This is a genomic window from Bacteroidota bacterium (assembly GCA_019637975.1).
GTDB lineage: Bacteria > Bacteroidota > Ignavibacteria > UBA10030 > UBA6906 > CAADGV01.
In genome coordinates this window covers 1-21024 of record JAHBUR010000009.1, presented here as the reverse complement: position 1 = coordinate 21024, position 21024 = coordinate 1, and the positions used below count along the sequence as shown (strand labels likewise).

Sequence of the window (21024 nt, the reverse complement as noted above, 5' to 3'; positions counted from 1 at the left end):
GATGACTACTGAACACATCGACCACGCAATCGGAGCGGGAGTGCCAACTCAAGGTGTTTTCTATGTTGCTACGGGTGAGAAACACAGACAGGCGTCATGCGATGCGATCGAATTTCTCAGATCGACAAACCCACACCTCGGGATAACGGTTTTCACAGATGAACCCGAGTCGTTTGTCTCCGTCCATCGCCTGCTCGATCAGGTGATTGCCCTCTGGTCACCGCGGTACTCATTTATCGACAAGCTGTACGGCTTTTTGCACGCCCCGTACGTCAAGAATGTTTTTCTTGATACCGACACATTAGTTGCGGGGGATATTTCGGATCTGTTTGTTCTTCTGGATCGTGTGGAATTTGCCGCCGCTCATGCTCCAGGTCACTCCGGTGCTCGCATGCACCCTTACGAGTCGCCGGAGTTGCCGGCAGCGTTCACTCAGTTCAACACCGGGGTTGTTGGTTTTGTAAAGTCTGAAAGAACGCACAAGGTTTTTGAGCGGTGGCGTGAGTTGTATGAGTCGAACCCTCAACACCGCCATGACCAACCCGCATTGCGTGAAGCGTTGTTTTACTCGGACATCTCCGTATATGTTCTTCCGCCGGAGTATAATTTTTTGGTGGGTCATGCCTATCTCTCCGGGCCCGTCAAGATATTTCACTCATCAATAATGAGAAACAGCCCGCGCGAGTTTATCAACCTGATCAATCAGCATACCGGGCCGCGTGTATTTATTCCGCCGGATAAGGTCTGCCGGATGTGACTGCGGGCTGAGCAGGGACATAGTGAACAGAGTTGATGTTCCTCTGTTTCCCTAGCTTCATCAACCTCTCAATCTCTGCGATCACAGCTCCTTGGTCATCATATAATCCTGACAGTCACGATTGTTGCGTCATCACTGAATTCTTCCCTGCCGGTGAAGGCCCGGACCGCTCCGATAATCTGTTCAGTGGCCTCTTGTGCATTTCGGTCCGCAACGGATGCCACCGTTTCCCCAAGGCGTCCCGTACCGAATTCTTCGCCGGCTTTGTTCGTCGCTTCGATAACGCCGTCCGTATACATAACCAACATATCCCCCGCTTCAATCGGGTGCGAAATTTCTGTGAATCTGGATTGCAACTGCATACCGAGACCCAGGCTTTGCGTCCGGAATTCCTGAATGCCTCCTTGCGCTGAATGCAGAATAACCGGCGGGTGTCCGGCAGTTGCAATTCGCGCGTGCTGCGCGTTCCGTTCAATAAGAACATAGCCGAGTGTCACGAATGTTTTCTTGTCGGAGATTTGGCAAAGAACAGCGTTCAGCATATTCAGCAGGGCAATGGGAGCGGGATCGTGAAGTACTTGTGTGCGGAGGGCGCTCTTTGTCATTGTGGAAAGAATGCCCGCCCCGATACCGTGCCCCGATACGTCGGCTGCAACAAAAGCGACCGCATCATCGGAGATTCTGACAAAATCAAAATAATCCCCGCCAACATCCGCAGCGGGGATGGTGATTCCGAACGCTTCGCAGGAGGATGTCCGGAGAATTTCCGAGGGCAGAAGCTGTTGCTGGATATCGCGGGCAAGATGAATCTCTGTCTGGTACCGGACCCGCTTGTTACCCTCCTTGTTGAGAACAAAAATCCAGGTTACGTAGCCTGATACAAGCAGAAGCACCGCGAGTGCGCCGACAACGTTTCGCTGATCGTCAACGTCCCTCAGGCGTTCCGTCATTTCCGGACTGGTTTCTATCGCTGGAAACGGACGCGCTTGCGTAACCCATCTTGTGATTTGCGGGGCCGACATGTTGATTGCTTGAAAAAGCAGGAATACAAGCACCAGCAGGATCCTTCTCCGTCCGAAGAACACAAAGCTGGAACCAATTCCTCCCGAGGCAAGCGTCCCGATGAGAAGAGTCAACGGATGAATCGGAGCGGTTGAGGAACTCATCAACGTAGTGATGGGTCCAATGATGGAGAACGTCAGGAACACGGCGATGCCCATCCTGGCACGCACGGCAGTTTCCATTTCACCAAAAATATTGTATGGTGCTTTTTCGCTTTTTGTGGATTGGAATATCTTGATCGGGTTGCGCTGCTCCTCCGGTTTCAATTTGCGTGACAACATCCACCCGCCGCCTATCATCACAATGCCTGCTGCGACGAAGGTCAAGGCAAACGCCGGATTGTCGCGCCACAGAATGCGAAGATCTCCGTCGTCATTAAAATGAAATGAGAGTGAAAGAAGAATGAACATGGGGCCGGCAACCAGAAGAAAGCGGCTGAGAAACTTCAAGGGTGAACGGGCATTCATGTGCAGTACTTACGCTGTGAACTTATCGTCATGCCAATACCGTGTCATTTCAAGCCAGAAGAACAATCCTCGCCATGTACCGAACTGCTCATAGTGCTTCTCAATAGTCGAGTCCTTCACCGCGCGTCCTTTACGATGCTGCTTGTAGTACTGCGCCCGAACCCACGAATCGAGTCCGAGATAATCGTACCGGCCGATGAGTTTCATGATGTTGCCCGCGGCATAGGGGCCGATTCCTTTAACTTGCCGCATGTGTTTGAAGAGTTCATCTGTCGGCAAGTCCGATGTACGCCACGATTCAAGGTCAAGTTCACCGGATGCTACGCGTTCCGCAAGCTCGATCAGATAGGGTGAACGGTAGCCGGATTTGATTTCTTTACGCAAATACTTGTCAGATGATGCGGCTATTGCTTCAGGTGTGGGGAAGGTATTCAGCGTGCCGTTGAATTTGTCGCCAAACTGTCCGACCAGATTTCCAACCATAATTTTCGTGAGCGCCCATGTACAGTTCGTTGTGCAGATCATCTTCACGACATCTTCAAAGACCGTCGGCGAGCGGAGCATTCTGCCCGAACCTGTTGTCGCAATCCACCTGAACGCGGGGATTTTCCTTGCTGCGCGGTGGAATTCCGAGAAGTCTTCGTCTAATCTGAGGCATGTACGAACTTGAGAGATGATTTCTTTCCTCTGTGCTGAAGAGAGGGGTCCGGCTGATGTAGTTGTAATTCGCAGCTTCATCCTGCTTGCGGAAAGCGTTGCCAATACGCGGGCTTTGCTATCGAGTGTCAGGACGCGGGAGATTATCTCGTTCTCGGTATCATGGGAGAACGGCGGCAAGTCACACCAGCCGTGGCTGTATGCTGTCCGCCAGAAATGGAAGTTAGCGGGGGTGGTGATTGTGAGAACGGTTTCTTGCATATTCGGTTACTGCCGGTGCTTTCGGCGAAGCGCTTCCGCCGATCAAAACTTGGAAAGTACCAGTTCATTTGTCGGATACTGCGAAAGCAGCTTGTGCACAGCAAGCATCGCGTCCCGCGGCGACATACGGGCGATTGAGCGCCGCAAATTCTGGTGCAGCGTTGTCGTGTCACCGAACAATAGTTCCTCCCGTCGTGTTCCCGATAATCCCAAATTCATGGCGGGGAAGATGCGTTCGTTTGCCAGGTCGCGGTCGAGGACGAGCTCCATATTGCCGGTGCCTTTGAATTCCTGAAAGATCAGTTCGTCCATGCGGGAACCCGTATCAATTAATGCCGTGGCGATAATCGTCAGGGATCCCCCTCCTTCGCAATTGCGCGCTGCGCCGAAAATCCGCTTCGGAATCTCCAGCGCCCGCGCATCAACGCCTCCCGACATAGTACGCCCGCTGCTTTTTTGATGGATGTTGAAAGCCCGGCCAAGGCGTGTCAGCGAATCGAGCAGGATGACGGCATCCTTCCCGACTTCGACTTTGCGTTTGGCATACTCGAGCACGAGTTGCGCAAGCCGGACGTGTGCTCCCCGCTCACTGTCACTGGAGCTCGCAAACACCTCTCCTTTGATGGAACGCCGCATGTCGGTGACTTCTTCGGGGCGCTCATCAATCAACAACACGAGCAAATCAATATCAGGATTGTTGTGGCTGATGGCGTGAGCAAGTTGCTGCATCAGCATCGTCTTTCCCGCCTTTGGAGGAGAGACGATTAATGCGCGCTGGCCTTTCCCGACCGGGCAGAATAAATCTACGACGCGCATGGGGATTTTCCCCAGCCGTCCCGCCGCCGAGGTATCGGCTCCCTCGAGTTTAATCACTTGGTCGGGAGAAACGACTTCATGTTCGGAGAATTCTTTCACCGTCAACCATTCCGCAGGCGAGATACCGTTGATGCGTTCAATCACTATTGCTTCGGAGCTTTTATTTCTTTTTTCCTCTGCTGTGCCTTCAACGAAGGCTCCCGTGCGGAGCTTGTGCCGTGCAACGAGGTTGGCGGGAATAAACACATCCGTTGACGAATGTTTCACCGAATGCGATATCGTCCGTGCGAATCCGAACCGGCCGCCTGCTCGTTTGTCGTTTTTATCACGTCCTGACGGCCGTGCGGATTTCGATTCGAGTTCTACAATTCCTGAAAAGGGTACTGCCATGGAAAGATCTGAACAATCACTGTGAGTGAGAATGCTTCGAACTTATCAATACACCCCCGGCACCGATCAACAGCATGATGGCTGCTTGTACCATTGTCTTGTATGCTATCTCCTCTCCGCCAAACACCGAGTCATACAAAAACCATCCACCTAAAAGAATGAGCACGGAATAGATGGCAACCATGATGCTTCGTGCGCGGGCGTTGGTTGCAGGCGTATCTTCGACGAAGAATCGATTGTACATCAACAGGCCGGCCACCGCTACAATATCCAGTACGGCGAACATCAGCCAGAAGTTTCTGTACGTATCTTCAACGCCGGTTTGGCCTGCAAGCGGTTTTAACATTGACTCGTACAGGGCTCCGCCAAGGTTCGAGCCGACAAGGCTCCCGATGACGCCGTAGAGAAATGCATATCCCATGTACACGGCCTTCTTGTCCGCGGGCGCAACGAGTCCGATATAGCTGTAATATTTTGGATGCGCCGTCATTTCGCCGATGGAGAATACGGCAATACCGAGAATGAAAATCCAGGCGGTGGAGGCGTACGCAAGAAAGACAAAACCGATTCCTCCTATCACCATTCCGCTGATCATCGTGGGAAGCGGTTTGATATCTTTCACGACACGACTGACCAGCACCTGAAGGAGAATGATAGTTCCGGCATTGATGATGGTGACGAACTCCGCATCGAACGTCATCCCGAGGCCGAGAGAGGCGAACAGATTGTTGACCGGCGTCGGGTCGATGAAGTCGCGCAGGAACCAGAGTACTGAACCGAAATTCTGGAAATAGAGAATCCAGAATCCGGAATACACAAAAATCATCAGCATAAAACGGGCATCACCCAACACCATCGCGGCACCGCTGAGTACCTCCTTCAGCTTCTTGGTATTTTCCGGCTTCGGCGGATCTTTGTACAGAAAGATCGTCGGCAGCAACATCAATGCGCAATATAGCGATGAGGCAATAAAGACGTAATTCCACGAAAAGCCTTTAATGTAATTGACAACGAGCGGGGCGATGAATGCGCCGAGGTTGATCATCCAGTAGTACACACCGAAGCCGAAACCGGAATTTGATTCGTTCGTCGAGCGCGCAAGAGTTCCGGAGATGATCGGTTTGAAGAGACCCGCGCCGGTGGCCATTACCAGCAGGGCAACAAACACAACACCATACGTGCTTGCCTGTCCGCTGAGGAAGTAGCCTGTTGCGAGAAGCGAGAATGCGACAAGCAGCATCTTTCTGTATCCGTACCGATCTGCCAATGCACCGCCAAGAATCGGGATTATGTAAGTAAAGGCGTAAATGAGTCCCTGCAAAAAACCGACGGAGTTCTCAGAGAAACCAAGTCCGCCTTCTGCTATGGAGTTGGTGAGATAAATTGCAAGAACAGAGTTGAGTCCGTAGTACGCGGCTCGTTCAAATAGCTCCATGATGTTGGCGACCCAGAATACCCTTGGGAAGGAGCGGAGAATGCTTTGTTTAGGTTCAGTCATATAAGTGTGGGATGTAGTTTAGAAATCAGGTTGATTGGAGCTACTTTCTCGGCGCGACGGAGAGGATTTCCTGGATTGTCTTTTCGTCGGCAATCAGCGTCCCCGAAGCGGGTAAACGCGGAACGAGCGTTGCCCAGTTCGGATCTTTAGAAAACACCTCTTGGAAAATGGGGAGAGATTCTTTAACGCGCCCCGCATTTACGAGGGCAGTGGCATGCCAGAATTTCATTTCAAGATTGTCGGGAAACATTTTCTCTGCAGCACTGTATTCACGTAATGCGCCGTCGATATCTCCGTGTTCGACCGCCAGATCGCCTGCGTTCATGTGTTCATACGCGCGATGAACGTTCACGAGTCGCCGCAGTTCTTTCAATGGTTCCTCATGATCTTCAACTCGTAACTCCATCACACGATCAGCCCACGGGCGCCCCGTGGATTGTGCTTTGACAATCAGAATTGCGGCGGATTGCTTTCCGCGTATGTCGCCGCCTTCAGCTTCAGCAGCATCGAGTGCGGCAAGCATTCGTTCTGCAAGATCACCCGTGGCGCTTTCGTACGCTTTCGACATTGCTGGCCAGATGTTGTCGTTCAACATCAGATTTGCCTGCACGGAGTAGTTGTTTCCCACAATATGCCCCGCGCCTTGAATGCACTTGCTGCCCGTGTGCGCGGCTACATTTCCCTTCGCATCAATCATGGCAACTTGCCGGACATCCCTTCCTTCATCAGTCGACACAAGCGAATTCAACGCCTGGTGCGCCGTCTTCCCTGCCCGTATCAAGTCAAGTCCGAGAGGACCGTACGCCGGATCAACAAACGATTGCGTGGCGACTGCACCAACTCCTGCCTCTGCCCACGTCACCAGCGACCCGACACTGAACCAATGCGACTGAACGGCAACACCCATCTCTCCCGTTACCGTATCCCGTGCGACGATCGAGTAGGTGTGAACAGGACGCGAATGCCGTTCTTGCGCGTGCGATACATGCGCAAGAACAAGAAGAAGCAATACAGCTGTTCTCATGGCTCATCCTCGTGGCTTGTGAATGTTGTTATTATCGGGAATACTGGGCGGCAGTCTCTGTAATCCTCGCAATAGTTGTCGAGGTATTCAAGACAATCTGCCAACTGCCGGTGCGATGCACAAGCTTGCGTATCTCTCCCATAAACTCCGGCCAGATTGTATGAATCATGGAAAGGTAATGATCGACTGCGGCAACGCGATGCCGGTGTCCCTTTCGCTCTGCCGTTTGAACACATACCGGCTCAAAAACGCTCTGACCTTTTGCATTCCCGACCTTGGGACACGACAAGATTTCCTTGTCAACTTGCTCGCCTGCGGCAAATATCTCCCGCTCAAGTTGAGTCAGATGATGCGCAAGGTATTTTGTATGGAAACGCCATTCGTCATAAGCCGAAGGGATGCTTGCAGTATCCGCGGCGGCGAGATGTGTGAGTTCAGCCAGAAACGACTGCATCAAGGTATCTACTTGATCCGGACAACGAGTGAGCGCTTCCGCGGCGTCAAGAGCCGGTGCCGGTAACGACAAAAGGAACCTCTCCGCTTCAGGCGAATGTGTTTGTCCGATTGTTGCGGATGAGACGACGATGAACATCGCGAGCAAAAAACCGGGCGTTCTTTTCAGACTCATCTCCCCTGGTGAACTATCCTGCCATTGGCAGAATGGATTGCAGCATCATCATGAAATGACAGAAACTCCCCGCCATGACAAAGAGATGCCAGATTTCGTGAAAGCCCAACCAACCGGGGATAAGGTCAGGCTTTTTCATCGCATACATAACAGCGCCGCCTGTATAGAACACGCCTCCGGCCAGAAGCCAGAGAAGCCCTACTGTCGGAAGAGCCTGCAGAAGAGGAACAATGGCGACCGCGGCAGACCATCCCATTGCAACGTACAGGGCGGTGTAAAGCCAGCGCGGAGCGTTCATCCAAAACAACGTGAAGAGAATTCCCGCGGCGGCAAGTGTCCAAATGAGAATAAGCATGCCGAGTCCCCACATTTCCGGCAACACGATGAGGCATACGGGCGTGTAGGTTCCGGCGATAAGGATATAGATCATCATGTGATCGATACGGCGAAGAACGGCGATTGCTTTTTCCGACACCGGTAGAAGATGGTACAAGGCGCTTGCGGCATACAGAAGTATCAGACTCGCGCCATACACGGCAAATGCCAGCACATGCGTGGCTTTTCCTGCAGCAGCGGCAGAGCTGATAAGTACCAAGATTCCTGCAACCGAGAGGAGAGTGCCCGCCGCATGGGTCAGACCGCTAACGGGCTCACGAAAGAACGGGTGGCGGTGATCGTTCTGCATCCTGCTTCATAATACGCAAAGCTTTCCTTCGAATCAATCCGTTGAAGGGGCCCGTCTTTTACTCTCCCTGTGTGTAGTTTCGCAAACCGGTACTCCGAGACAGTGGACACAAACAGGTTGTTGAAGGGCAATAAACTAAAGCGCCACTGTCAGAAGGGAGAATCTTGACGGCAAGGGCGCCCTTCTCGGTTTTGTTGACTTTGGAATATCAAAGCTGTAGTTTGCTACTACTGGAAAAGGCCAAATGCAAAGACGGCACTTCACGCTTGACGCATTTGACCTGCACACAATCCGTCACAATCACATGGAACTTGCGGAGGATCTTGCCATGTCGAATCGTTCTCTGACTGTTGCTTGTCGGATGTTTCTACTAAGTGTTGTTCTTTTGCTAACAGGTGCCGATGCCGCTCGCCCGCAAACGCCGAACGAGTATTCCAGACTTCTCGATGAGTTTCTCACTCTTTCGGTTGACAATAATAAGATTGCGCCCGTTTCACAACTGACGGTGCGTCGCGACGAAGGCATTTTTCTGTTTGAAGACGGAACATTCTACTTTTGTAAACCTGTGCAACAGCGGTACTGTGCCGCACTGTTTTTCGGGAAAGGAAGGTTTACGCTCAGACCCCCGACGGATATCGAGCGTGGACGCCTGCAACGTGTTTATGAAAAGGAATCCGCAGACGAGAGATTCAATTTTCTTTTCATGATGTTTGCCGACAGCACGTACGAAGAGTTGACGGCTCAACTTGCCTTTGAAGACCGAAGACTTCCTTTTGACATTAAAAGCAGAATGCAGCACGCAATGTCATTCCTGAGTGACAAGGATAGAGAATATTTCCACAGTTCATTCATAAAAACATTTCTGGAGGGAAGACGGAATGAGCTGTTCTATGCCCACTTCAGCTTCGAGAAGTTCCACCCGAAATTCTTCATGATCGATCCCTACCAGGAAGAGGAAGTGCATTTCATGCAAAGCGTTATTGGATTGCCGTGGAGCGCCTTCCAATCGCTGACACAGTTTCACACAAAGCACGAATACGAAAAATCGCTGATACGTGATGACGAAAGCAAGAGCGGGCTGAACATTCAATCATACGCCATTGAATCAACGATCAGCAAGAATCTCGATTTCAATGCGGTGGCCAAGGTCCGGTTTTCCGCGCGGGTAGAAAACGAACAGTGGTTTCAGTTCTACTTGTATCACGATTTGGAAGTGAGATCGGTGATGTGGGGAGATGGGACTCCCCTTCCTTTTTTCAAGGGCGATAAGAACCCGTTCTTGTGGATCAAGTCCCCCAAGACGTTGGCACAGAACGAGCTTTGTTCCCTGACAGTATCATATGGCGGCGATCTCTTGGAAAGACGGATCAACCCGTATATTCCCTTGCGGTCTTCCATAACGTGGTACCCGCGGCATCGAAGCGGCGAGGCAGCTTCGTTCGAGTTGACATTTCACTATCCGTCAAAGTACAAGTTTGTCAGCATAGGAAACCGTATCTCCGAATCAACACAGGGAGACATGACGACATCACGATGGGTGACTGCGCAACCTACAAACGGCTCGGCCTCCTTCAGCGTGGGGTTTTTTACCGAAATCAGGCTGGTCCCCAAGGAAGCTCCTCCCTTGACGCTTTTTGTCTTTGAAAAATCGAGAAGGCCGACGCGTCATGTATGGGATCCGGTAACACTTGGGCGTGACCTCGAATCCATAGTCGGATTCTACCACTCATTACTTGGTGAGTATCCATTCTCGCAACTCGCTGCCACGGAAATTGTCGGATTGCATGGTGAGGCGTTTCCCGGCCTTGTCCATTTGTCGTGGGCATCGAGTTTGGACCACAACAAGCTACTGTCAGAATTTCAGATCTATCGCGCACATGAACTTGCACACCAATGGTGGGGTGTGGGAGTAGGGACGAAGTCCTACCACGACACATGGATCAGCGAGGCATTCTCGGAATATTTCAGTCTTATGTACATGCAATCCCTGCTGAACGACAATACTTTGTTCTACGCCTTCCTTGAGCGAGCGGCACAAAGAATCATCAACAATCGCAAGTTTGCTTTTGGCGACGGCGTTGAATCGGATCCTGTGTGGCTTGGCAGCCGGGGACATCCCAACGATTACGGATTGATTGTGTACCAGAAGGGAGCGTTTGTGCTTCACATGCTCCGCGTTCTTCTTCTGGATCTCAACACTATGAATGAGCGCCGCTTTGTAAATATGATGCGCGAATTCTATCACACATACAAAGGGAAGAAAGCATCAACAGCGGATTTCCAAAGCGTTGTCGAGAAGTATGCCGGAGATGACATGAGCTGGTTTTTCGAGCAATGGGTGAAGAACAACAAGGTCCCCCGGTATCTGTTCTCGCACAAAACCTTCCCGGCGCCTGACGGGCAATTCATCGTGAAGTTTCGCGTGAAACAGGAGAATGTTCCCCCCGACTTTCGTGCGTATGTGAATGTGCTGGTGAGGCTATCGGATGATCGGGCATATCGCAGCCGCGTTTTGATAGCGGGGGAGCAGTATGCCTTCGACCTACCCGTGCCGTCATATCCGGAGAAGGTGTTGTTTAACGACCTCGGTTCCGTGCTCTGCGAGGTGAAAGAAGTGGATTGGAAAGGTGAATGATTCATCCTCCCGCGGAGGGATGCTCACCGACAACCCCTATCCTCAGCGTCAAAGGCCAGAAAACTCTCTTTGTGTTTCGGCCTGTGTCCCATTCCTTCCGCAAGGCGCGCTCAATGAGATTCAGGGGATTCTTCGACGTGGCAGTGATATACCGCTGCGTCGCTGACCACGATCGCAAGTACCCGAGTAACTGCTCCAAAGTCCATTCCGCCTGCATTTCAATTGCAGGTGGCGTGAGTTCCCGAAAAGGAAATGGGAGTGAACGGTAGCCATCAATAATGTGCGAGCGTTCGGGCGGCCAATATCCTTCGAGAACCTTGTCGTGATACTCGCGGACGAGAGTGTCGATCTCCGGCGAGATGCAGTTGATACCGTACGTCCACACCGCGAGTATGCCGGCAGGTTTCAATACTCTTCTCGCTTCAGCATAGAACTCGTCGAGCGAAAACCAATGAAGCGCTTGGGCAACTGCGACAAGATCTGCAGTGTGCGGTGCAACGCCGAGCGCCTCTGCTTTTCCAATCTGATATGTGATGCGGGGATGGCGCGGAGCATGTGCAAGTTGCTGGGGGCTTTGATCAAGGGCAACAACGCGACCGTAATAGTCTGCAAGTCCGACAGCTGCCTGCCCGTTTCCCGTGGCACAATCAACGGCAAGCTCATGTTCACTTGTCAACGAGGCAAGATAGGCGAACAGTTCTTTCGGGTATCGGGGACGGTATTCGGCGTACTCGGCGGATTGTTTTGAGAAGTGATCCTTGGGGTTGGGCTTCATGATTGCCTTTTTCGGAAGCCGAACCACCGCGGAACGGTTCGAGTGTACTCCTCATACGCGGCGCCATTCTTCTTTCGCAGATGAGGTTCTTCAATGAACACAATCGTGAGGTGGAAGAACAACAAGACAATGGCGGCATAGATGAGCAACACACCAGACCCGAACCACAGCGCTTCGCCGATAATGAACAAGAGAACACTGACGTACATCGGGTTCCGGCTGAATTGATACAGTTTTCCGCGAACGAGCTTTGCCGGTTCCTCGCCAATGAAAAAGCTGAACACTCTGGTAAACCACATTGCCGGCGTCCCACCGCCTTCTCTCAAAAAGGCAAGCGCGCTAAAGATGTACATGACAAGTCCATCAATCATCAGAAACATCCCGCCGAAGCGCCAGTCTCCTATATCGAATTTCCCGGGGAACATCTGGAGAATCCAGTAGGGGGCGAAAACGGCAACCGTACCTGGAACGAGTAGGGTGAAGATGATGAGGCGGAGAAGTGTCATTCGAATGTTTGGACTTGTTGTCACACCTCCGGTGGCGGCATCCCGTATTGTGCCCATTCCTCGCGTGTCGGGCCGTACAGGCCGGGAACAGCCAAACCGGCAATGCGCATCAGCGCAATCATCTCTCCGCGATGATGAATTTCGTGTTTGACGAATCCTTCCAGGGTGAAGCCGCGCTTCCATTTTTCTCCGTACATATCATTCACGACCTCGAGCGTTTCATCTTTCCAATTCTTCTTCACTTCTTCGAGAAGAGAAATTGCGGCATCGCTGTAGCCCTTGAGAATTTCCTTTGCCGTTGCAGGAATCGGATCGTTCTCTTTCGGTCCGGCGAGGTTCAATCCCATCTTGCCGCACATTTCCGGAATGGTAATCGTAATGTGCCACGCAATCCTGCCGAGCGTTCGCACATCGGGATGGATGACTTTGGTCAGCGATTCATTGGTGAGATGTTTGAAGACTTTCTGCGTATTCTCGATTTCCGCAGACCAGAGATGTTCAAAATCGGAGATAGTTCTGATCATGATAAATCCTTCGGATTGATGGAGAAGAATGCCGGAGGTTCTTACCCGGCAGTTCCTGTGAACAGTGATTCAAGATTAAGAGATGGCGCCTTTGTTTTGCTGGCGAGAGAGACGTAGCTTCGCGCAAGCGCATCTTTCCCTGCACCCAACACCGTGCAGACCAGCCCAAGCGCCTCAGCAAGATCAGCGGCGGGAACGTTCTTGATAATATGGCGCCAGATTGTTTCCTCCAAGACATTGAATGCCGTCTGGACCTCGGACAGATCGTATCCTGCTTTGAAGCGTTCTTCGGCAATAGTGTTGGCGTGGGCAATCATGGGTCCGACGTTGCGCTCTTTGATGCCGCGAACGGCAAGAACAAACAATGCCTTGATTCGCTGGTGCGTATGATCGGGCCCGGCCTTTTCGTAGTTCGTCAAATGGGATCGTTGCAGCGCAACCATCGCTTCATTGATGATGGAGTTGGAATGTTCGTGCAGAACGTCCTGTAGTGTCATGAGGTCACCTGTGGCATATTGTAATGGGCTGGAAGCGGTTCAACTTCATCATAAATATACCACAGGAACACCCTTTATTCAATTACTCGGCGAGCGACTTGAGCCGCGCAGTTTCAAACTCATCACCGGCGTTCCAGCGGGGGGTTTCCTTCCGGTTGGCAATGTTGTGCCCGACAAGAAACGTCAGTTGAATATCTTCCACAGCGCCGCTCAAATCCCAATCCGGCGTAATCTCATCCGAAGGTTGGTGATACCGGGTTCTGACGTACTCGCGTACTTTCTCCTGCGCAAACTCCGGAGGCTTGCCGATGTAGTCCAGGCCGGCCCGGAGATACATGCACGGCACGCCGGCTTTCGCGAAGTTGAACTGATCGGAACGATAGAACGCCCCCTGCTCGGGAAATTGATCCGGCTTCACGATGCGTTTCTGCCATGCCGCGACATCCGTGAGAATCTTGTCGATACTCGATTTTCCGTAACCGATCATTATAACGTCGCCCGTTTTGCCGAGAACATTCATGCCATCGATGTTGATGTTCGCTGCGGTCTTGCTCATCGGAAAAAATGGATTGAGAACGTAATGTTCGGACCCGAGTGTGCCGGATTCCTCCGCACCGACGGCAGCGAAAACGATCGAGCGTTTCGGTTTCTCATCCAACGAAATGAACATGGCAGCGATGTTCAGCAAGGCGCTCACACCGGTGGCATTATCCATTGCGCCGTTGTTGATGGAATCGCCGTTCACGGGGGCGGTGATTCCGAGATGATCGTGATGAGCCGTGAACACCACCGCTTCGTTTTTCAGTACCGGGTCGCGTCCGGGAAGTACGCCGATAACGTTTGCCGACGTCGCGGTTTTGATTGTCGTCTTGACGACTGTTGACATCGTGATGCCGAGCGGTACGGGCGTGAAGGATTTGCTCTCGCCGCTTTTCATCAACTCGTCAAGCGAATGGCCTGAAAGACTGAGGAGTTTTTCCGTGGCGGCGGATGTCGTCCAGCCGTTGAACAGCGTTGATGGTCCCGCAGGATCATTTGCAAGGGCGAAGCGTTCCCTACTCCACGAATTCTCCACAACGTTCCAGCCGTATCCGGCCGATTCGTCGGTATGAATCACGATTGCTCCTGCAGCTCCTTTCGCCGCGGCAATCTCGTACTTGTACGTCCAGCGTCCGTAATACGTGCGGGCGTCGCCGCCGAAGAATGCCGGATCGTCCCCCGCGGGATCGTTGTTCATGAACAGCAGAATCTTCCCTTTCACATCAACATCCTTGTAATCATCCCACTCCTGCTCGGGAGCTTCGATGCCGTAGCCGACAAACACCAGCTCAGCATCCTTCACTTCCACCCGTTCCTGCTGTCGCCCCGCAACGCCCACGAACTCGGCGCGGTTCCGCAATTGAATCGACTTGCCCTTGTGCGTGAAGGTAAGAGTAATAGATGGATCAACCGTTGTGGATACCATCGGAAAGGCCTGCAGGTACGTACCGTCGTCGCCACCCGGCTGCAGTCCCAGCATCTCCATCTGCGAAGCGATGTATGTTTGCGTGAGCTTGTCGCCGCGAGTGTTCGGGCCGCGTCCCTCGAGGAGATCATCCGAAAGAAACCGGATGTGTCCCATAAGGGAATGTGTGGTTACGTGATTCAGGACGTTGACTGCTCCCGGTTCCGGCGTGTCTGAGCCTTCGCGGGAAGTACAGGAGGCGAGGGCGAGCGAACATGTTGTCAGAACAAATGCAACGGTGCGTTGTTTCATGCGTGATTCCTTTCAGTAACACAATTGATGAATGGCGGACAGCTGCGGCGCGTCATTCTTCACCGACATCTACCGCAAGCGGAATCTCGCTGCGAAACTCCGGCGTTCTCAATGAGCGGCTCCTATAAATGAACAGATTTCTACGTTGGATTCCAATCAATAAACGACTTTCTCGTCGGCGCTTGGCACTTCGGGCAGAAAAAGACGTCATATCCCCTAACGCCTTCACGGCGGATTTTTGTTCCGCAACGGGGGCAGGGCTGGTCTTTGCGATTGCGGACGTTCATGTGGTCACGTACTTTGATATGAATCGGTTGCGCGGCCGATTCAACTTGTTCGATCCCCCATTTCATGACGGAGAGAATGGAGTGATAGAGTTGATCGAGTACTTCATCCGGGAGCCTGGCAACGAATGTCTTGGGATGGATCTTTGCTTCGAACAGAATTTCGTCTGCATACGCGTTGCCGATGGAGCTGAGAATAGTGTGGTCGTTAAGGAACACTCGAACCTGCTTGCGTGTGTGTTTCTTTGCCAATTCAACAAACAACGGAAGCGTGAAAACCGGAGACATGATATCGACGCCTTGCTCACGATACTTCGGAATGGCTGCATACTCGCCATGCCGCACGAGGTATGCTTTTGCCATTTTCTGTTCATCACACAGATTCAATCTCGAACCGTCGTTCAAGAATAGCGAGAAACAGAGATGTCCGGCCCCCTTTTCATGCTGTCGTTGATGCTGCAATTTCCCGGCTAACATCAGGTTCATCACAAGATCGAGATCGCCCGAACAGTCAAGCTTGATAAACGGGCCGTGAATTGTGCATGATGTGATTGTCTTGCCTGTAAGCAGATCGCCAAATCTCCCTTCAACGGCAACACGCAGGACAACCGGCTGGTTGATGTCAACTTTTGTGATGGTATGGCGACAGACGTTTCTGTCGAGATGGTTTTTAATGTAGAGAAGATCGGGGAGTTCGGGCATATGCTCGATGAAGTGAAGTATCTGACAATGGCAATATACGCAGCCGACGGGTACTCTGCTTGTTTGACCTGGGTGGGACCGGCTTCAGAACCCCGAAGGGTTTTCGATGTCCATTTCGAGTTTGAGAGATGGGTTGGCGTAGATAATGGTGTTGCGTTTGTCGGAAATCTGAACAGCCCAGTCGCCTTTTCCGTTACGAACGACCGAACCGAACAGTTTGCGGAGTTTGAGTTGGGAAAATTTTTCCCAAAAAATCCAACCGAAATACGCGCATGCATTGTCGAGATAAAACGCGGGAACGCGTTCGCCGGGAGTTACGTGTACACCCGCAACCGTGACAGGCGCATAGCCGCGTTGTTTCAGTACCTCAATGAACTCCAGCGAAACATCACGCGAGTTCCAGCGCAGCTCGTGCTTTGCGCGTTTGACGATTCGTCCGTCAATTATTTCAGCCAGGATTTCTTCAAGTTGGCTTGGGAGGAAGGTCATTGGACAGCAATGAGTGTTGCTACTCCAGGTTCTCTACGCGGCTGCCTGCTCATCAACCAAAGCTCGAATCGGGACGCCGAGTGATATCTCGTCGGGAGTGATTCGTGCCCTGTACGCCATGATTTCCACGCCCGTTTTCACGGCTTCCCTGAAAAGGTTTCCAAACTCCGGGTCAATGTCAACAGCATCGGAGAAAAAATCGCAATCTTCACGCTGAATAAAAAAGAACGCTATAGCACGATGACCCTGCGCAGCAATTTCCGTGAGGTCTTTCAATCCCTTTCGTGCGCGGGCATTGGGTGTTTCGGGAAATTTCGCAACGCCGTTCTCCGCCCACGCAACATGATGGATGTTCATGAACACGTTCTGATCGTTTCCGTGCATCATGATATCCACTTTATTGCCGCGGCCATATTCTGCATCGAGCAGCAGTTCGGTGTAATGCTTGAGGGAAGGGATTTGTTTGGCGCGAAGATTTTCCGCAACAACCCTGCGAGGGATTGCGACATTGATGCCGACCCACGTGCCGTTCATCCGGATCATCTCCCACGTGTAGGCGTTGCGTCGATGCGGATCTTTGCTTTCCGATAACAATACCGGGCTGCCCGGAGCCGAGCAACCGACCATCGTTCCTGAATTCGGGCAATGTGCTGTTACCACGGGACCACTATCAAGCTGTACATCTACCAAAAAACGACGGTAGCGCCTGACGAGCTTTCCCCCGATAAGCTTCGTCGAGAACTTCATTGTGCTGATTTGTTTCCTGTTGCGAGTTGAAAAACTACCCGGTAATTACGTGGAAATTCTGAAAATGCTTGTTATCTTGTATCACAAACAGAAAAAAGTTCAAGCATAACTGTCCAATTTGGAATCTGTTTTTGCTGAACCCACGTTCTTGACGAACTGTCACATGAAGACTATCGGTTTTGTATCCGGTGATACGTTTTTGAATCACCGCACACCTGAAGGACATCCGGAGCGGCCGGAACGGTTACGGCACTTGCTCGGGTATTTGAAGAAGACGCAAACGTGGCAAATGCTCACGCACATTCAACCAACTTCTGCGAGTACTGGAGATATTCGGGCCGTACACACTGAAGAACATCTACGCTATATCAAGGAGGTGTGTGCGCAAGGCGGCGGCGTGCTGGATGAGGGAGATACGCATGCAGTTCGGGAATCTTTAGACACAGCCCTCCTCGCTGCCGGGGCCGTAAACAACGCCATTGATGCCGTAATGACGAAACATGTAAACGCGGCATTCTGTGCCGTCCGTCCGCCGGGACATCATGCCGGGCGCGACCGGCCAATGGGATTCTGCCTCTTCAACAATGTTGCCGTCGGTGCACGCTACGCGCAACGCACGCATGGAGTGAAGAAGGTGGCAATCCTCGATTGGGATGTTCATCACGGCAACGGCACGCAACACATCTTTGAGGACGACCCGACGGTGTTCTACATCAGTCTTCACCAGTATCCGTTCTACCCCGGAACGGGAGCGAGAGATGAGAATGGAATTGGAGAGGGGAAGGGCTTCACACTGAACATCCCGCTCCCCGCCGGAACGGGAGAACATCGCTATCTCGAAGCCTTTACGGATGAAGTGGTGCCTGCGCTTAAAAAATTCAGCCCCGAACTGCTAATCATCTCCGCCGGATTCGATGCGCACAAGGATGATCCGCTTGGAGGGATGAGGTTGACGGAGAAATCATTTGCCGGGTTCACAAGGCTTGTGAAGCATGTTGCGCCCGTTGTTTCTGTTTTGGAAGGGGGGTACAATCTTGAGGCGCTTGCGGCAAGTGTTGAGTCACACATTGACGCTATGATGGTATAACGGTTATTGCTTTTCACCCTAATAGTCGATACACTCCTGTGTGTGCCGAGGAAGAGCATCGGCTGACAACACACCTCGAAGAAATCCCTTTCCTGGGCAAGCACTGACTCTTTTCTTACCAACCAAAACAAGGAGGTTCTATGCGGCTGACTCTACTTGCTGTTGCAGTTCTATCGTTGTGTCTGATTGCTTTACCATCTTGGTCACAAGAGATCGATCACTCCGATAGAGTGGTTCCAATACTTGACGGATTCACTCCGGTGACCACCCCGCAGTGGGGAAATGATGTGCTTATCGTTAACAGTGAACCGCTCGGTCGTCCATCGGCTGCCGGACGAAGCAACGGCATTGCGTTTGTTGCTGTTCCTGATACTACTATCGTTTCCGGCCGTTCAACGGTGATATACAAGACGACGAATTTTGGAGATACGTGGACGCTGTTTACATCCATTTCACCTGCCCGGTGGGTAAACAAAACGAAGCTGGTTCGTACGGCAAACGATTCGATCTACCTGTTCTATCTGGCAGAAGGTGTTGTTCGATATTGGAATGTGGAGACGCCGACAATCAGAGTCCTCGATTCAACCAGAATTCGTGATTTCGACGTCGCCACTTCCAGTACAGGGGGGCTGTACTTGTTCTGGGATGCAAACTACAACAATGATATCCGTGCGGCGTGTTCCTCCAATGGTGGAGAGACCTGGTCCCAGAGAATCTTTCTCTCATCTGCTGGCGCGTTCCCAAGGCTGTTCCTCAACCCTGTAGCGACCGACACGATGATTATCAACTACTACGGCCCTGTGAAGGCCGATACGGCTCGCTCCATTATCCGTCAGGCCCGCTATCGAGAAACCGCTCCGGGTACAATTGCTTCGGCGGGATTTACGAATGTCAACATCGATACCACGAATTATCGAACAGAATTCGGGTCTGTAAAACTCGGCAATGTGGTGTGGTTGTTTAATACACTGGGACTCACGGGTTCAATGGATATTGAAGCGCGCGTGAGTACGGACGCGGGAGTCACGTTCGGGGCTCCATTCCTCGTTGCCGGGAATGCGAATATCGACGAATACTGGTTTGACTTCAGGAATTACACCATCGGGGGCGGCGGTGTGGATTTCATCTACTATGCAGACAGTCTTGGCGCAACTGTAAACAACAACACCGACAAGATCATGTACGCTTTTCTCCGCCAATCTGCCCCGACAACAGTCTCCGGCCGGATTCGCTTGAGCGACCATCCTCCCGTTTGGTCACCAAACGACTATATTCCGACAGTGTTCGAGTACTATGATGTCGATGCCGAAGTGGGCGTGATTTGGGTTGGCATAGATGGCGGACAACGGAAGTTATTCTATGATCGCTACAATGCAACACCGACGGATGTACGCCCGACAAATGCCGGAGTTCCTGATGTGTATGTTCTGAAGCAGAATTATCCTAACCCGTTCAATCCAACAACCACAATCGAATTTGCAATTCCGAAGAGTGAGTTTGTAAGGCTGACCGTGTACGATTTGCTCGGAAGGGAAGTTCAGAAACTGGTTTCGGAAAACCTCAACGCAGGCTCGTACAAAGCAAGATTTGACGCTGGAAGTCTCGCAAGCGGCATGTATCTGTATAAACTGCAGACAGGCTCGTTTGTGGAAACCCGGAAACTTCTGCTCATGAAATAGCTTCCGGAATGATGAGGTGGATCAAAAAGGGACTCTTGCGAGTCCCTTTTTATTGACGGTCGCATGTATTTCAGCGAAGTTCGTTCTTGATTTTGTCACAGACTTTCTTTTTCCTACTGCACCTCCCCAATCTCAACCATGAATCTTGCACAGCATGAAACGAACATCACTCTATTACGGCGACTACCTGCAACTCGATAAGCTTCTCAACAGCCAGTTTCCTGAAAGCGCAAAGCACGGCGTTCAGGCGCACGACGAAATGCTGTTCATCGTCGTCCATCAGGCGTATGAGTTGTGGTTCAAACAAATCTTGTTCGAACTCGATGCAATCATTCGGGAATTTCGGTCGAACAAGGTGGATGAACGCCAGGTTCATATTGCCGTCCACCGCCTGAACCGCATTGCGGAAATCCAGAAACTTCTCATCGGGCAAATCCGGGTTCTTGAGACGATGACGGCGCTTGACTTCCTTGATTTCCGGGACGTACTGTATCCTGCATCGGGGTTTCAAAGCTACCAATTTCGATTGGTGGAGAATCGGATTGGCGTCCGTCCAACTCATCGTCACACATATACACCCGGTTTGCCGTACTTTGTGAACCTTTCGGAGGAACATCAACGCCTCGTTCTGCAATCAGAAATCGAGCCTTCTCTTTTTCAGGTTGTGCAAGATTGGCTTGAGCGGACACCGTTTTTGGAGGTTCATGATTTTGATTTTTTGGGGGAATACGAAAAGGCGGTCCGCGGCTCGGGACAGGAATTGCGTGTCTCTGAAACGGATTTGAATGCGTTGCTTGATGACAAATCCCACGATGCGTTAATGAAGGAAAACAAACGCCGCCTTTCCCGCAAAGCGATGGTGGCTGCATTGTTCATCTCACTCTATCATGATGAGCCGATTCTTCATCCGCCGTTCCGACTACTCACGGCATTGATCGAAATGGATGAACAGTTCACGGCGTGGCGTTACAATCATGCTCTGATGGTGCAGCGGATGATTGGGACGAAAATCGGAACAGGCGGCTCATCCGGATATGAATATCTGAAAGGAACATTGGAGCCGCACAAAGTTTTCGCCGACTTGCTGGCAGTCTCGTC

The 21024-nt window shown here is 51.7% G+C and carries 20 protein-coding genes; 5 read left to right on the top strand and 15 right to left on the bottom strand.

Going from position 1 to position 21024, the window contains the following annotated elements; all coding sequences use genetic code 11:
* Nucleotide 1: 1 nt before the first annotated feature.
* A complete protein-coding gene (locus KF749_06505; protein ID MBX2990806.1) occupies nt 2-757 on the top strand; it encodes a hypothetical protein in 756 nt (251 codons plus the stop codon).
* A gap of 98 nt (nt 758-855) precedes the next feature.
* On the opposite strand, the gene KF749_06500 is transcribed toward KF749_06505, so the two are convergent.
* The 7 genes from KF749_06500 to KF749_06470 are packed head-to-tail and all read right to left on the bottom strand — an operon-like array spanning nt 856 to nt 8245.
* Nucleotides 856-2268, bottom strand: coding sequence for a PP2C family protein-serine/threonine phosphatase (locus KF749_06500; GenBank protein MBX2990805.1), 1413 nt, complete (start codon nt 2266-2268; stop codon nt 856-858).
* Nucleotides 2269-2295: 27 nt separating this feature from the next.
* Nucleotides 2296-3204, bottom strand: coding sequence for a DNA-3-methyladenine glycosylase 2 family protein (locus KF749_06495; protein MBX2990804.1), 909 nt, complete (start codon nt 3202-3204; stop codon nt 2296-2298).
* Between the two features lie 42 nt (nt 3205-3246).
* Nucleotides 3247-4410, bottom strand: a complete 1164-nt coding sequence (gene rho / locus KF749_06490; protein MBX2990803.1) for a transcription termination factor Rho — start codon at nt 4408-4410, stop codon at nt 3247-3249.
* A 16-nt stretch (nt 4411-4426) separates the two neighbouring features.
* Complete coding sequence (locus tag KF749_06485; protein MBX2990802.1) at nt 4427-5908, bottom strand: MFS transporter; 1482 nt, start codon at nt 5906-5908, stop codon at nt 4427-4429.
* 40 nt (nt 5909-5948) lie between these two features.
* Nucleotides 5949-6932 (bottom strand): DUF1028 domain-containing protein, encoded by a 984-nt coding sequence (locus KF749_06480; protein ID MBX2990801.1) that lies wholly within the window; start codon nt 6930-6932, stop codon nt 5949-5951.
* 31 nt (nt 6933-6963) lie between these two features.
* Complete coding sequence (locus KF749_06475) at nt 6964-7560, bottom strand: hypothetical protein (GenBank protein ID MBX2990800.1); 597 nt, start codon at nt 7558-7560, stop codon at nt 6964-6966.
* Nucleotides 7561-7573: 13 nt separating this feature from the next.
* On the bottom strand, nt 7574-8245 hold the full coding sequence (locus tag KF749_06470) for a hemolysin III family protein (GenBank protein MBX2990799.1): 672 nt from the start codon (nt 8243-8245) through the stop codon (nt 7574-7576).
* 244 nt (nt 8246-8489) lie between these two features.
* Here KF749_06470 and KF749_06465 point away from each other — a divergent pair, with 244 nt between their 5' ends.
* Nucleotides 8490-10880, top strand: coding sequence for a hypothetical protein (locus KF749_06465; protein ID MBX2990798.1), 2391 nt, complete (start codon nt 8490-8492; stop codon nt 10878-10880).
* A 1-nt stretch (nt 10881) separates the two neighbouring features.
* Here the strand turns inward: KF749_06465 and KF749_06460 are convergent, their stop codons facing one another.
* From KF749_06460 to sfsA, 8 genes are all read right to left on the bottom strand, one after another.
* Nucleotides 10882-11655, bottom strand: coding sequence for a class I SAM-dependent methyltransferase (locus KF749_06460; protein MBX2990797.1), 774 nt, complete (start codon nt 11653-11655; stop codon nt 10882-10884).
* Nucleotides 11652-12185, bottom strand: a complete 534-nt coding sequence (locus KF749_06455) for a phosphatidylethanolamine N-methyltransferase family protein (protein MBX2990796.1) — start codon at nt 12183-12185, stop codon at nt 11652-11654. The genes KF749_06460 and KF749_06455 overlap by 4 nt, the downstream gene beginning before the upstream one ends.
* Complete coding sequence (locus tag KF749_06450; GenBank protein MBX2990795.1) at nt 12182-12685, bottom strand: DinB family protein; 504 nt, start codon at nt 12683-12685, stop codon at nt 12182-12184. The genes KF749_06455 and KF749_06450 overlap by 4 nt, the downstream gene beginning before the upstream one ends.
* Before the next feature lie 41 nt (nt 12686-12726).
* Nucleotides 12727-13182: a hypothetical protein gene (locus KF749_06445; GenBank protein ID MBX2990794.1), complete on the bottom strand. Its 456-nt coding sequence runs from the start codon at nt 13180-13182 to the stop codon at nt 12727-12729.
* 82 nt (nt 13183-13264) lie between these two features.
* Nucleotides 13265-14938 (bottom strand): M28 family peptidase, encoded by a 1674-nt coding sequence (locus KF749_06440; GenBank protein ID MBX2990793.1) that lies wholly within the window; start codon nt 14936-14938, stop codon nt 13265-13267.
* Nucleotides 14939-15078: 140 nt separating this feature from the next.
* Nucleotides 15079-15924, bottom strand: coding sequence for a DNA-formamidopyrimidine glycosylase (locus KF749_06435; GenBank protein MBX2990792.1), 846 nt, complete (start codon nt 15922-15924; stop codon nt 15079-15081).
* 84 nt (nt 15925-16008) lie between these two features.
* On the bottom strand, nt 16009-16413 hold the full coding sequence (locus KF749_06430; GenBank protein MBX2990791.1) for a hypothetical protein: 405 nt from the start codon (nt 16411-16413) through the stop codon (nt 16009-16011).
* 33 nt (nt 16414-16446) lie between these two features.
* Nucleotides 16447-17160, bottom strand: coding sequence for a DNA/RNA nuclease SfsA (sfsA, locus tag KF749_06425; GenBank protein MBX2990790.1), 714 nt, complete (start codon nt 17158-17160; stop codon nt 16447-16449).
* Nucleotides 17161-17323: 163 nt separating this feature from the next.
* Between sfsA and KF749_06420 the strand changes: the two genes are divergently transcribed.
* The 3 genes from KF749_06420 to KF749_06410 all read left to right on the top strand — a co-directional run.
* Entirely contained in the window at nt 17324-18247 is a 924-nt protein-coding gene (locus KF749_06420; GenBank protein ID MBX2990789.1) for a histone deacetylase, read from the top strand.
* 140 nt (nt 18248-18387) lie between these two features.
* Nucleotides 18388-19926: a T9SS type A sorting domain-containing protein gene (locus KF749_06415; GenBank protein ID MBX2990788.1), complete on the top strand. Its 1539-nt coding sequence runs from the start codon at nt 18388-18390 to the stop codon at nt 19924-19926.
* A 154-nt stretch (nt 19927-20080) separates the two neighbouring features.
* A partial coding sequence (locus KF749_06410) for a tryptophan 2,3-dioxygenase (GenBank protein MBX2990787.1) occupies nt 20081-21024 on the top strand: 944 nt, incomplete at its 3' end.